Below are 15,361 nucleotides of genomic sequence, written 5' to 3'. Positions count from 1 at the left end.
CGCCTCCAGCCATGAAAAAGGGCCGCCTCATCGGCGGCCCTTTTGCTCGTCCGACGCCGGCCGGGATCAGACGTGGACCTGCGTCTGGGCGTGGCTGTTGTCGAGGATCATCTTGATGACGTCGTCGCCGCCCGTGAGGTTGGTGCCGGTGTCCTTGATGGTCGCCACATTGGTCCAGCCGGAGCCGGTATTGACCTGCAGGGTCAGGTCGCCGTTGTTCAGCACGCCGCTGCCATTGGCCGAGGCGAGGCTGGAGTGCCCGCCGCTATCGACGAAGCGCACCGCGTCGGCGTGGTTGCCGGACACGCCCGACAGCAGGCCCGAGAGGTCGATGACGTCGCCGGACGTCCCGGTCTGGAAGTCCAGGATGGTGTCGAGCCCGCCGCCGGCGAGGTCGCCCGCGTTCCACTTGAACGTATCCGAGCCGCCGTTGCCGGTGAGCTGGTCGGAGCCGGCGCCGCCGATCAGGACGTCGTTGCTCGACGAGCCGTTGATGACATCGTTGAAGGCCGATCCGATGACACCTTCCATGTTTTTGTAGTTGTCCTGGCCGATCCCGGACAAGGTCGGGCCGGTGGTGCTGTTGCTGCTCTGGGTCAGCGTGAAGGTGATGCCGGCGGTCGCATCGGAGAAGTCGAGCAGGTCGATCCCTGCCCCGCCGTCGATGGTGTCGTTGCCGCCACCGCCGCGGATGATGTCGTCGCCGTCGCCACCATTGATCGTGTTCGCAACACTGCTGCCGATCAGGATGTCGTCGCCCGAGCCACCGGTCACGCGCTCGATATTGGCGATCGAGCTGAAGCCGGTGGCGGTGCCGGCTCCGAGATTGACCGTCACGTCCTCGCTGGTGATGTAGGTCAGCGTGTCGCCGCTGTGGCCGCCGAGATCGGCGGTCACCGCCTCGATATTGCTGAGCTTGGTCCCGTTGACGTCGGTGATCATGCCGCCGGCAACCGTGACATAGATCAGGTCCTGGGACGACGTCCCCTCGATGACGAATGTATCGGTGCCGCTGCCGCCGTCGACGGTGTCAACGCCATCGTTGACGCCCCAGTAGAAGGTGTCGTTGCCGGAGCCGCCGATGGTGACGTCGTTGCCGCTGCCGCCGCGGATGGAGTCGTTGCCGGCGCCGCCATTGATGTAGTCGTTGCCGGCGCCGCCGAGCAGCGTGTCGTTGCCGCCGAGGCCGTAGATGCCGTCATCGTCGGCGCCGCCGTTGAAGTTGTTGGTGCCGCTCGACCCGATCATCACGTCATAGCCGTTGTTGGCATTGGCCTCGATCGTGTTGTTCACGGTCGCGGTGATCGCATCGCCGTCATTGGCGCTGTAGCCGGACAGCCACGGTGCCGAGCCGACGACGTTCGCATTGCTCGACAGCGAGTTGATGGTGAGATTGAACGCACCATTGTCGAGCGCATTGAAGGCGAGATAGGTCGACACCGAGGACACCGAATCGGTGGCCGTCACCTTGTAGACGTACAGGCCGGCGTCGTTGTTGTTCGGATCTCCGGTGAACTGATTGCCCGTGCGGTGAATCCAGCTGTCATCACCTGTCGAGCTGTAGACCAGGCTGTAGGTGTAGGTAACCGCTCCCATTCCGCCGGAGAACAGCGTCGCCGCATTCAGGCTGATCACATTCGGCGAGTCGCCGTTCTGCGACAGCGCATAGCGTCCGTCCGCACTCGTGGTGTCCACGACGGCCAGCGGCGCCGGCTCGTTGGTGCCGCTGATGGTGACGTCGATGACCTGGCTCGCGGTACCGTCGACCGACTTCACGGTCAGCGTGTCGTGCTTGACGTCGCCGTCGTTGAGCGCCTGCACATTGGCGGCCGAATTGTTCAGCGTATAGCCCCACGCCCCGGTCGCCGCGTTGAAGGTGAAGGTGCCATACGTCCCCGCCAGCGACGCCGGCGTCTGGAACTGGGCTTCGCCGCTGTCGACGTCGGTAACGGTCAGGGTCCCGCCGGCCGTGAGCGTGCCGTCCTCCTTGACCGTCCCGCTCGCCGTGCCCGCGATCGACGCCGCATCGTTGACGCCGTTCACCGTGACGGTGACGGTCTGCGTCGTCGTTCCGCCGTGGCCGTCGTCGATCTTCACCGTGTAGGTCTGATCGATATGGTCGCTGGCGCGCAGCGACTGGATGTCGGCGTCGTTGACGGTAAACGTCCAGTTCACCTTGTGGCCGGCATTGTCGACCGTCGCGTTGAACGAACCGTAGTAGTTGCTGCCCGCCGGTGTCGTGTAGGTCACCGTCTGGGCGTCGCCGTCCACGTCGGCGAAGGCGATCGCCCCGGACGCCTTCTCAACTCCCGGTGTCAGGGCCGTGCTGGGTTGCACCGAGATGTCGTCGATGACGGCGCCGCCGGCGCCCGCGAACTTGAGGATCGTCGACGTCGAGGTCGCGGTGAACTGGTAGGTCTGCTCGGTCCAGCCGAGGTTCCAGTTGCTCGTCGTCAGGACAGTCGTTCCGTCCACGCCCGATGTCACGGCCGTACCGTAGGTCATCACGTAGAAGTCGACGGTATAGGTCACGCCGACGACGGTGCTGATGGTCTGGCTCATCGAGCTCGATGCGCCGTAGAAATCTGCCGAGCCGCCATCCGTGCGGCCGCCCACGACGGTGACGGCATGAGCGCCCCCGACCGTCCAGGCATCCAGCGTGTAGAAATTGCCGTTGTAGTAGCCGAACGAGCCGTTCTGGATCAGGTTGCCGGCCGGCGCCGCGTAGGAGGCGTCCTCGGTGACGCTTGCCGTGGTCGTGCCCACCCCGAAGGTCGGCGCGTGGTTCGGCGCCGTCACCGAGCCGGTCTGGCCGCTGGTCACGTTCTCGGCGAAGCCCTGGCCGTCGGTGTAGGTGACGTTGGCCGATATCTTGTGACCGACGTCGCCGGAGCCCAGCGTGTAGGTCGAGCCCGTCGCGCCGTTGATGACGGAGCCGTCCCGCAGCCAGTGATAGACGACGTTCGACGCCGTACCATCCGGATCGCTGCCGAGATTGGCGGTCAGCGTCTGGCCCTGCGTCGCAGCGCCCGACACCGTCACCGTCGCAGCACCGTCATTGACCGGCGAGATCGTCAGCGTAAAGGCGTCCGAAACGGAATATTCGCCGTCCGAGGCGTACACCGTGACATTGACCGCGCCCGCGAAATTCGCCGGTGGGGTGCCGCTGAAGGTGCCCGTCGCCGCGTCGAAATGCAGCCAAGCCGGCAGCTGGCTGCCGTCGCTGAGAACAGCCTCCAGCGTCAGCGGACCGTTGCTGCCGTCGAAACGGCCGTCCACGTCGGCGAAGGTGTTGGACGGGATGGCGAAGCTGAACGGCTGATCTTCCGCCGAGCTGCGGTCTGCCAGCGCGTTCTGCAGGGTCGGCGCGTCATTGTTGCCGAGGATCTGGATCGTCACCGTCTTGGCGGTGCCGTCCTCGGTATGGACCGTGAAGCTGTCGGTCAGCGTGGTCTCGCCTTCCTTCAGCGCCTGGATCCGCGGATCGTTGTTGTAGATCCCGTAGGTCCACTTGCCGTCGCTGCCGATGTCGTACCAGCCATAGCCATTGGCCGTGTTCGAAGAGGCCGCCTGCCACACATCGTTGTGGCCGTCGACGTCGGTCGCGTTGAGGTCGCCGCGGGCGATACCGTAGAGCGGGCTGCTCTGGCTGTTGGCGATGCCGCCCTCCTCGGCGATCGTGCCGGTGGCGTCGCCGCTGATCACGGCCGCGTCGTTGACGCCGGTGACCGTGATCTTCAGGGTCGCGGTGTTCGACACCGCGCCCGACGGATCCTTGTCGGTATAGGTGAAGGTGTCGACGGCGTTGACGCCTGCGGCCAGCGCGTCGGCCTTGTCGGCCACGTAGGTGTAGGAGCCGTCCGAATTCAGCGTCAGATGGCCGTAGGCGCCCTCGATCGAGGTACCGATGCCCGTGCCCTGGGTCACGCTGCCGGTGCCGGCAACGACACCGGAGACGACCAGCGAGGACGTCCCGCTATCGACGTCGCTGTCGGCGACCGAGCCGCCGGTCGTACCGCGGACGACGCCATTCGCAGCCGCGATGTTGAGCGTGCCATCCTCAAGCACCGCGTTGGTGTCGGAGTTCGCCACCGGCGGGTGATTGGCGGGGATGACATCGACGCTGACCGTCTGCGTGGCACTCAGATCGCCGCCGCCGACATTGCCGTTGTCGTTGATGGTGATCGTGACCGATCCCGGATGGTCGCTGTTCGGCGTGAAGACGGCGGAGGCCAGATAGGTGTTCAGATCGCTGATCTTGAACCCGCTCATCGTGAGCGTCTGGCTGGCGTCGAAGACGCCGAGAGATGGGATCGAGAACGTCCCGCCGGAGATATCGAACCTCACGGACTCGACGACATCGCCGTCCGCGTCGGAGAAGGTGATCGCGTTGGCGCCGGTGAAAGCGAACGCGGCACCTTCATTGGCGGTCACGTGCGTCGGAGCGTGGACCTCGGGTGCATCGTTCACCGGCGCCACGTTGATCGTCAGCGTGCCGGTGTCCGTCTGTCCGGCCGCGTCACGCACCGTGTAGTCCACGGTGTCCGCGCCGTAGAAGTCGGCCTTCGGCTTGTAGACATAGGTGCCGTCGGCATTGAAGTGGATGGTGCCGCCCTTGGCCGTCGCGAAGTCGCCCGCCACCACGCTCAGCGTGTCGCCGGTGTCCGGGTCGCGATCGTTGTGCAGAACGCCCTGTGCGGGATCGGACACGGTCAGCGTCGTGTCCTCGTTCACGCTGGCCGTGTCGTCCACGGCCGTGGGCGCATCCTCGATCGGGTTGATGTTGATGGTGATCGTCTGCGTCGCGCTCAGATTGCCGCCGCTGCCGATATTGCCGTTGTCGTTGATGGTGATCGTGACCGATCCCGTCGTGTCGTTGTCGGCTGAGGGCGTGAACACGGCCGACGCCAGGTAGGTGTTCAGGTCGCTGATCTTGAACCCGCTCATCGTGAGCGTCTGGCTGGCGTCGAAGACGCCGAGCGACGGCACCGAGAGCGTGCCGCCGGAGATATCGAACCGCACGAACTCGACGACATCGCCATCCGCATCGGAGAAGGTGAACGCGTTCGCGCCGGTAAAGGCGATTGGCGTATCCTCGTTCGTCGTCACCTGCGCCGGCGCGTGGATCTGCGGCGCGTCGTTGACCGGGGTCACCGTGACGTCGATCGTCTGCAGCGCGGTGTTGACGACGTCGGTATGGACGTTGCCGTCCGACAACGTGGCGTGATCGGTGACCTCGGCGACGACCGACAATGAGAACGTGCCGTTGTAGTTCGCGGGCGGCGTGACCTGCAGCGGATGGCTGTCGAACGCGGCGATCGCTGCGGCGTCGTCGATCACCCATTTGCCGGCATCGGCGCCGGTTCCGGCATGGCCGACCGAGAAGGTCGCCCCGGCCGGATAGCCCGAAATCAGCAGCCGCAGGCTTTCGGAGCCGTCGGTGTCGGTAACGGCGGCACTGATGAGCTTCAGGTTGATCGTCTGATCCTCGGCGCCTGAGGCCGGGCCGAGGTCCATGAAGCTCAACGTCAGAGAGTCGGCCTTCGGCGCGACGTCGACCGTGACATGCGCGGTCGCGGTGCCGCCATCGCCGTCGCTGACCGTGTAGTCGAAGCCGGCGATACCGGAGAAGTTCTTGTCCGCCGTGAACACCGGGTTGCCGTTGGTGAGCGAAACGATGCCGTGCGTCGCATTGCCGACGCCCGTGACGGTCAAGGTGTTGTGGTCAACGTCGGTGTCGTTGTTGAGCAGGCTCAGCAGGGAATTGATGGTGAGCGGAGCGTCCTCGCTCGCCTGGACCGTGTCGTCGTGAGCCACAGGCGGCGTGTTGAACACGCCGGTCAGCGTGCGCGTGCCGTCGGTGAACGCGAAGCTTTCATAGTTCGTGAACGTATCGGTCAGACCGTTGTGGGTGACCTGCACGCCGATCAGCGTCACGCCGTCCGTCGCAAACACCTTGGTATAGGTCGCGTCGGCAAACTTGAAGCCGAACTTGACGGTGTCGCTGTCGGCGCCGCCGTCGGACACGACGCTGGTGTTGCCGGCAAACCGGACGAGATCCAGCGTGTCGTTGCCGGAGCCGCCGTCGAACACGATGGTCGACGGCGCGATCGCGGTGCCGCTGATGTCGGTGATCGTCACCGTGTCGCTGGCCGTGCCGCCGGTGATGGTGATGCGCTCGATCTCGTCGGCGCGGATGGTCGCGCCGTTCGGACCATCGTAGCGCACCAGAATGTCGGTGGCGTTGCTGGCCGAGGGATCGTTCAGCGTCGGATTGATCTCGGTGCCGGTCGAGGTCTTGCCGATGGTGAAATTGCGCGCATTGCCATCGCCGGTGATTGCGAGCACATCGTAGTTCGGAGAAGTCGCCCCGGTCTCCGAGCCGCCATCGATGACGTCGCTGCCGTCGCCAACGGTGTACAGGAAGGTGTCGTTGCCGGCACCGCCGAACAGCCGGTCGCCACCTCCTCCGCCGACGATGATGTCGTTGCCGGCGCCGCCATACAGGACGTCGCCGCCCGCGCCGTTGCCGCCGACCAGGATGTCGTCGCCATTCGAGCCGTGGGCTTCGTTCACGCCGCCGAGCTTGTCGGTGCCGACCACCTTGTCGGTCACCGCGGCACGGTCGGTCACGCTGTGGGCGCCGACCGTCTCGCCGAGAACCGTCGCCGAGCTGTCGCCGAGATTGACGAATACCGGCGAATTCGGCGCGTCATAGCGCGTTGTCGTCACGGTGCCCGCGGCATCGACCCGGACTGTGAAATTGTTGGTGAAGACGTCGTGGTCGCGATCCTCGACCGCGAACGCGAAGTTGAGGTCGAGATACTGATCGGCCGCGCTCGGGGTCCCGATCGGCGCGGGGTGATCGAGCGGCTGCAGCAGAATGAAGTTGTAGGAGCCGGTGCCGGCCTCCGACAGCGTCACCGTGAACACCGCCGCATCGGCGGCATTGCCCGTCACCTGGCCGTTCTGCCCGATATAGCTGCCACCGCTCATGCGATAGGCGGTCAGCGTCGTATGATCCGCCGACATCACATAGGTCAGGCCGAAGCCGAGCGAGGTCAGCCCGGAGAGCTGGTGATTGGCCGCATCGTAGACGCGGACCGGCGACGAGCCGAAGAAGGTCACCGACGGACCGGAGCTGTCGCCGTCGGCTCCGTAGGTGATGCGCAGATCGACCGCGCCGGTCGAGACATTGCCGGCCGCCTCCGAGACCGCGACAATGTCGACATCCTGCGACTGCGGGGCATCGTCGTTGACGGTGATGATGATCTGGTCGTGCAGCGCGACGGAATCGCCGTCCGAATCGGTGGCGGTCACCGCGGTCGACAGATCGAGCGTGAGCGCGTTGTCATGGCCGGTGCCGACGTGGTCCAGCGCGCCCTTCAGACGGAACGAATACTGCCCGGTGTTGGCGTCGACCTGGAACTCGAAGATCGTGACGCCGCCTGCCTTGGCGATCAGCGTGTTGTCGGCCCCGATGCTGTAGGTCAGCGCCACGCCGCCCGACGTCAGCGACAACAGCTCGGGCGCGAGGTTGGTCTTCTCGACCGTATAGGTGCCGGGCTTGTCGGCGCCGAACGACACCAGCGAGCTCAGATTGCCTGTGAAGTAGGAGTCGTTGCCGTTGCCGTCCCCGTTGAGGTCGCCGCCATGGTTGCCGGTGGCGGTCACCACCGTGCCGTTCGGCAGCTCGCTCTCGTAGACAGTGGCTCTCAGCACCGCCGCGGTCGCGACAGGCGTGTCGTCGTCGATCGTCACCGCGAACGAGGAGCTGGCGCTGTCGCCATCCGCATCGGTGGCGGTGAAGCCGAAGCTCAGCTTGACGTCGTTCTCGTTCTGGCCGGCCGGATGATCGACATGCTTCAGCAGCGTGAAGCTGTAGCTGCCCGCGCCGGAATCATCGAGCGAGACCTTGAACACCTGGTTGGCCGCCGATGGCGGATTGCCGTTGGTCGGATTGCTGCCGGTGTAGCCATAGACCGTATTGCCGACGACCCAGAGCTTGACCTGGACGCCCTCGACCGTCAGCAGACCGGCGTCCGAGGTGGCGTTCTGGCCGTTGGTGATGCCGCTGAACGCGACCGCGCGGTTCACGCTGCCGCTGTTGTTGTCGTCGGCGCCCCAGGAGATCGCCAGCGAGCCGTTGGCCGTGACATTGGCGCCGGCGACGTCGCCAGTCGCCGCTCCGGTGTTGCCGCCGGAAAGACCATCCTCGTCGACGGTCCCGGCGTCAGCCGTGCCGATCGCAGGCCGGCCGTTGTCGTCATTGATGGTGACAGTGAAGTTGCCGCCCGAGGCGGTGTCGCCGTCGGCGTCGGTCGCGGTGAAGCCGAGCTTCAGCGACAGCGCGTTGGTCTGGCCCGAGCCGACGTGATCGACATTGTCCGGGAGCTCGAAGGTATAGCTGCCCGAGCCATCGTCGGACAGCGTGATGTGGAACACCTTGCGGTCGTTCGTCGTGAGCTGGCCGCCATTGTCGTTGGCGACGCCCCAGATCTCGGTGTCCGACACGCGGATGAACTGCACCGCCGTGCCGTTCGAGGTCAGGGTCGGGCTGCCCGCGCCGGTGGTCTTGACCACATCGCCGGTATGGATCGCGCTGTCGAACGCCACGCTGCGATTGGCCGCGCCCGAATTGTTGTCGTCGGCGCCCCAATTGATGTTGAGCGCGACATTGGCCGCGGTCTGGGTCTGGAACACCTCGGACCCGGCTGATCCCGTGGTGTTCTCGGTCAGCGTCGCGGCGGCCGCCGAACCGAGCACCGGCACGTCGTCCTTGACCGAGACCGTGAAGCTGTTGCTGGACGTGTCGCCGTCGCCGTCGGTCGCCGTGAAGCTGAAGGACAGCTTGACGATGTTCTCGCCGCTGCCGGCGGGGTGATCCAGGGTGCCGAGCAGCTTGAAGCTGTAGGAGCCGTCGTTCTGGTCGCTCAGCGACACTTCGAACACGCGGGTGCCGTGAGCGAGATCGCTGCCGGTGTAGCCGACCAGCACGCCGTTCTCGAAGCTGTACTTCACCGTCTGGCCGTCCGACGTCAGCGTCAGATTGTGGCCCGCGCTGTCCTCGGCGTCGACATTCGCGCCGGCGCTGGTGTAGCGGAAGGTGACCGAGCGGTCGCCGAGCCCGCCGCCCGCGGTCTTGTTGCTGTCGTCGGAGCCCCAGTTGATGTTGAGGTCGCCGCTGACCGAGGTCGACTCCTTGGAAGAATCGGTGCCGCTCGGCAGATCGTCCTCGTCGACGGTCCTGGCATCACCGGCCGCCGCCACCGGCGCGGTGTCGAGCACGTTGACCTTGAAGCTGCTGCTGACGCTGTCGCCGTCGGAATCCGTGGCCTTGAAGCCGAAGGTCAGCGGCAGGCTGGTGCCGTTCTGGCCGGACGCCGGGTGGTCGATGTTGTCGTACAGCGTGAACTTGTAGCTGCCGTCGCCAGTGTCGGACAGCTGGATGGTGAAGACGGTGCGGTGATCCGCGGTGACCGCCGTCAGCAAGGTGCCGTCGCCAGAGATCGTGTAGCTGATCGCCGAGCCGTCGGAGGTCAGGCCCGTGGCGCCGGCGACGGTGATAAAGGCCACCGCGCGGTTGTGCCCGACACCCGTATTGTTGTCGTCGGCGCCCCAGGAAATGGCGAGGCTGCCGGTCTGGACCGTCGAGTTCGACGCATCCGGGTGGCTGGTGTCGTAACCGTCGGTCGGCAGGTTGGCCTCGCTGACGGTCTCGTCCTCGGCGCAGCCGACGGTCGGCACGTCGTCGGTCACCGCAACCGTGAAGCTGCTGGTGGCGCTGTCGCCGTCGGAATCGGTGGCCTTGAAGCCGAAGCTCAGCGCCAGGCTGTCGGCACCCGACTTGCCATGGTCGAGGTTGTCGAGCAGCGTGAACTTGTAGCTGCCGTCGCCGTCGTCGCTCAGCGTGACGGTGAAGACGGTGCGGTGGTCGGTGGTCACCGCGCTCAACGTGGTGCCGTCGGACGAGACCACATAGCTGATCGCATAGCCGTTCGACGTCAGCCCGTCCGGCGCGGTCGTGTTGAAGAACGCCACCGAGCGGTTGTTGGTCGCGCCGGAATCATTGTCGTCGGCGCCCCAGGAAATCGCGAGATGCCCGGTTTGCACCGTCGAGTACGGCGAATCCGGGAACAAGACGTCGTAGAGATCGGTCGGCAGGTTGGATTCGCTGACCGTCTCGCTCTCGGCGTGCCCGATCGTCGGGACGTCGTCGACGACGGTGACCGTAAAGGTGCTGCTGCTCGCATCGCCGTCGGAATCGGTCGCCGTGTAGTCGAAGGTCAGCTTGACGACGTTGCTGCCCTGCCCCGCCGGATGATCGAGATTGCCGAGCAGCTTGAATGTGTAGGTGCCGGTGCCGTCGTCATCGAGCGAGACCTCGAACACGCGCTGACCGGAATTGAGGCTGTTGCCGGTGTAACCGACCAGCACGCCATGATCGAAGGCGTATTTCACCTGCTGACCGTCCGACGTCAGGCCGCTGAGACCGACATCGCTGCCGTTGGTCACATGGACGTCGGCGGCGGCGTTGGACGTGTTGGTGAAGCGGACCGAGCGATCGGCTGCGCCGTTGTCGTTGTTGTCGGCACCCCATTTGATGTTGAGCGCGCCGGTCACCTGGGGATCATGGCTGCCGCCATCATGACCGCCGAAATCGGGGCCGCAATCGCCGCCGCCGGCGTTGAGATCGGCTTCGTTGATGCTCTTGGCCGTCCCGGTATGCGCCTCCGGGCTGTCGTCGTTGACGCTGACCTTGAACGTGCCGCCGATCTGATCGCCGTCGGAATCGGTGGCGACGTATTTCAGAGTCAGCGCAATGCTGTCCTCGGTGTTGGGCACCGGGTGGTCGAGATTGTCGAGCAGCGTGAAGGTGTAGGAGCCCGAATCGAGATCGGACAGCTTCACCGTGAACACGGCAGCATTGGCCTTGTTGCTGGTCCAGTTGCCGTTGCCGTCGATGTAATGCTGTCCGTCGAAGCGGTAGGCCGTGATCAGCGTGCCGCCTTCGCTGACGGCGTAGGACAACGCGACGCCGTTCGACGTCAGGTGCTGCGCGGCGAGCGAGGAGGTGGCGTCGGAGGCGAAGGTGACGGCGCGGTCGCCGTTCACCGGTGACGCACCGGTGATCCCGACATTGCCGAGATTGTTGGCGCTGTCGGCGCCCCAGGAGATGCCGAGAGCACCCGTTGCGACGGTGTTCTGGCCGGGAACGTCGCCAGGCCCGCCCGCGAGCCCGGTGGCAAGCCCGTCCTCATCGACCACGCCAGTCGCAATCTCCCGGTTCAGCACCGGCGCGTCGTCGTTGATCTTGATCTTGAAGGTGTCGGAGACCGCATCGCCATCCGAATCCGTGGCGACGAAGCCGAGGGTGAGCGTGACGTCGTCCTCGGTATTGTGGCCCGGATGATCGATGTTGTCGATCAGCGTGAAGCTGTAGGACCCCTGCCCCTGGTCGGACAGCGACACCGTGAACACCGCGGCCTTGGCCGGATCGCCGGTCGCATGGCCCTGGCCGTCGACATAGGTGTGATGGGCTTCATCGTAGCGGTAGGCCGTCAGCAGCGTGCCATCGGCTGACACGGTGTAGCTCAGCGCCACGCCGTTCGACGTCAGATGCTGTGCGGTGAGCGTCGAGATCACGTCGGAGGCGAAGGTCACGGCGCGGTCGCCGTTCACCGGCACCCCGTTGATGCCGCCGTCGACATGGCTGTTGGCGCTGTCGGCGCCCCAGCGGATGCCGAGGAAATCGGTCACCGTCAGATTGGCGCCCGCAGCGTCCTTGCCGTCCGCATAGGAGTTGCCGGGATTGCCAAGACCGTCCTCGTCGACCACCGAGTAGCTGACGCGCTCGCCGAACACCGGGGCGTCGTCATTGACCTCGACATTGAAGCTGCTGTGGATCGCATCGCCGTCGGAATCGGTGGCGACGAAGCTGAAATTCAGCCCCTGATTATCCTCGCTGCCGTGGACCGCGTGATCGAGATTGCCGGTGAGGTTGAAGGTGTAGGAGCCGTTGTCCTGATCCGACAGCGAGACGGTGAACACCGTGGCGCTGGCGAGGTCCTCCGTCGGCTTGCCGTTCGCGTCGACATAGGTCTCGTGGGCGGCGTCGTAGCGATAGGCGGTCAGCAGCGTGCCGTTCTCGGAAACCTGATAGCTCAGCGCCGTTCCGTTCGACGTCAGCCCCAGCTCCTCGAGCGAGGACACGGCGTCGGCAGCGAAAGTCACGGCGCGATCACCCTTGACCGGGGCGCCATCGATGCCGCCGTCGACATGGCTGTTGGCGCTATCGGCGCCCCACAGGATCGCGAGCGACCTGGTCACCGTCAGATCGGCGCCCACGACGTCGCTGCCGTGCGCATAGCTGTCGCCGGCATTGCCGAGGCCGTCCTCGTCGACGACGCCGGCACTCGGCGCATCGCCGAACACCGGCGCGTCGTCGTTGACCTTCAGGGTGAAGCTGTCGGTGACCGCGTCACCGTCCGAGTCGGTGGCGACGAAGCCGATATTGAGTGTGATGTCGTCCTCGGTGCCGTGCACCGGGTGATCGAGATTGCCTTTCAGCTCGAAGGTGTAGGAGCCGTGGTCCTGATCGGACAGCGACACGGTGAACACCGTTGCATGGGCCGAATCCGTCGGCTTGCCATCCGCGCCGACATAGGTCTCGTGCTCGGCGTCGTAGCGATAGGCCGTCAGCAGCGTGCCGTTCTCGGACACGACATAGGTGAGACCGAAGCCGTTCGATGTGAGATTCTGGGCGTCGAGCGTCGCGACCACGTCGGCCGCGAAGGTCACGGCGCGGTCGCCGTTGACCGGCGTGCCATCGATGCCGCCATCGACATGGCTGTTGGCGCTGTCGGCGCCCCAACGGATGCCGAGCGTATCGGTGACCTTCAGGTCTTCGCCATAGGCGTCGCCGTCGTCCTTGTAGCTGTTGCCGGCGTTGCCGAGGCCGTCCTCGTCGACCACCGAATAGCTCGGCTTCTCGCCGAAGGTCGGCGCGTCGTCATTGACCTTCACCGTGAAGGTGTCGGTGATCGCATCGCCATCGGAATCGGTCGCGACGAATCCGATGTTGAGGGTGATGTCGTCCTCGGTGCCGTGCACCGGGTGATCCAGGTTGCCCGACAGCGCGAAGGTGTAGGAGCCGTGGCCCTGGTCTGACAGCGACACCGTGAACACCACGGCGCCCGACAGACCCTCGCCTTCCAGCGGCTTGCCGTTGGCGTCGACATAGGTCTCGTGCGCGGCATCGTAGCGATAGGCGGTCAGCACGGTGCCGTTCGCCGACACGTCATAGCGCAGGGCAAAGCCGTCGGAGGTGAGATCCTGCGCCTCGAGCGAGGCCACCACGTTCGCGGCGAAGGTGACGGCGCGGTCGCCGTTGACCGGCGTTCCGCTGATGCCGCCGTCGACATTGTTGTTGGCGTCGTCGGAGCCCCAGCGGATTCCGAGCGTATCGGTGACCGTCAGGTCCTCGCCATAGGCATCGTGGCTGTCGGCGTAGCTGTTGCCGGCATTGCCGAGGCCGTCTTCGTCGACCACCGAATAGCTCGGCTTCTCGCCGAAGCTCGGGCCGTCATCGGCGACGTTGACGGTGAAGGCGCTGTTGACGGGGTCGCCGTCGGCGTCGGTCGCGACCACCTTGAAGGTCAGCGGCAGCGACGCGTCGTTGGCGCCGTTGTGGTCGATGTTGTCGGACAGCGTGAAGGTGGCGCTGCCGGAGCCGGTGTCGGACAGCGACACGCTGAAGATGGTGCGCGCGCCCTCGCCCTCACCTGCCGTCGCGATGATCTCGGTGCCGTTGGCCGACAGCGTGTAGGAGATGGCCTCGCCGTTCGAGGTCAGGCCCAGTGCCTGCAGGGTCGCGATCTCGGACGCGTCAAACACCAGCGAGCGGTCGCCGTCGACCACGGTGCCGTTGGAGCCGCCATCGACCTTGCTGTTGCCGTTGTCGGCGCCCCAGCCGATGTGGAGGTCCACGCTCGCGGTGGTCGGCTCGAAGCCGTCGCCGCCCGAGGGCTTGGCGTCGCCCACGATTTTGGCGCCGAGCTCGCTCTCCCCGCCGCCCTCACTGCCGCCGCCGGTGTGCTCGGCGACATTGATCGCCTCGACGGTGCCGGCGACCGGCGAATCGTCGTTGATGCCGATCACGATCGTCACCGGCGCGTTGTCGCCGCTGCCGTCGATGGCGATGACGTTGAAGGTGAGGTTCAGCGTGTCTTCGGTGCCGAAGACCGGATGATCGAGCGGCAGCAGCAGCGTGACCGTATAGGTGCCAGCAATCGTCGAGTTGGCGTCGAGCGTGACGGTGAAGACGTGATTGGCGGTAATCGATGGATCGCTGCCGATATAGCCGATCAGCTCAGGCTGGCCGTTGACGGTGGTGATCGCAAAATGCACCTCCTGGCCGCCGGAGGTCAGTCCGGCGAGACCGGGCTGCGACGCCGCGAACGCAAAGGCGCGGCCGATCACGTCGGTGCCGAAGTCGACGTTGAGCGAACCGGTGAAGCTCGTCGCCACGCCGCCGATATCGCCGCTGCCGCCGGGCCGGCCTTCGGACAATCCGTCCTCGTTGAGCACGACGCTGTCGGCAACGCCGGCGATCGGCGTCGGATTCGGCGTGACCGGCCTGTCGCCGAATTGAGCGCCGATGTCTTCGGCTCCCAGCAGCCCCAGCGGCGTGCCGACAGTCAGCGGGTCGACCTTGAACGTTCCGAAGTTCGCGCCGGCAGGCACGCCCGGCGCTCCGGGCGTCCCCGCGGCCGGCAGCACCGACTGGTCGGTGGTGATCGGAAACAGTTCGGCAAACTGATCGCCATTGATGATTCGATCGGGGCCGACTTCGAAGCTGACGTCCTTCAGCGGGGCGCCGTTGGTGTCGAAAACCGGGTCGATCGAGACCGTCGACTGATTATCGAACAGGATGATCAGGCGGTTGCCGATCTTGACGAAGGTCAGCCGCTCGCTGGCAATGTCGCTGAAATCGATCTGGTTCGGGCCGTCGAGATGGACCGTGACGGCTTGGTTGCCCTGTGGCTTCCCGATCTTGAGGTGCTTGGCCGAGGCGCTGGATGGCTGCGTGGACGTGCCGGTCAACTGGGCCAGCAGGACAGGAGCATTCATGCGCCAAAACCTCCAAATATGGGGCGCTTTGGTGGCGCCCCATTTCTATCGTTAAACTATTATTAAACGAGAATACGGGTCAATATTACCGGTTCTTGTTAATCAGACTTTAGGGACTTTGGGTAAATGCAGTCAAGTGCAGCGGCATTTGCGAAGGTAAACAAGGCTGTGCCTATGCTTCCGCCTAAGGGGCGGAGCTGCCTGAACGACAAGAATAAATGGAGGCGAG

Annotated in this window: 1 protein-coding gene; it reads right to left on the bottom strand. The window is 65.3% G+C overall.

Going from position 1 to position 15,361, the window contains the following annotated elements:
- Nucleotides 1-66 precede the first annotated feature (66 nt).
- On the bottom strand, nt 67-15,132 hold the full coding sequence (locus tag ACQR1D_RS11230) for a beta strand repeat-containing protein (RefSeq protein WP_434894019.1): 15,066 nt from the start codon (nt 15,130-15,132) through the stop codon (nt 67-69).
- Nucleotides 15,133-15,361: the final 229 nt, after the last annotated feature.

The organism is Bradyrhizobium sp. HKCCYLRH2047, assembly GCF_051168175.1.
Classification (GTDB): domain Bacteria; phylum Pseudomonadota; class Alphaproteobacteria; order Rhizobiales; family Xanthobacteraceae; genus Bradyrhizobium.
This window is presented reverse-complemented; position numbering and strand designations above follow the sequence as displayed.

Coding starts and splice junctions, on each gene's coding strand:
- ACQR1D_RS11230 (WP_434894019.1), bottom strand. CDS start 15,132: ATGAATGCTCCTGTCCTGCTGGCCCAGTTGACCGGCACGTCCACGCAG.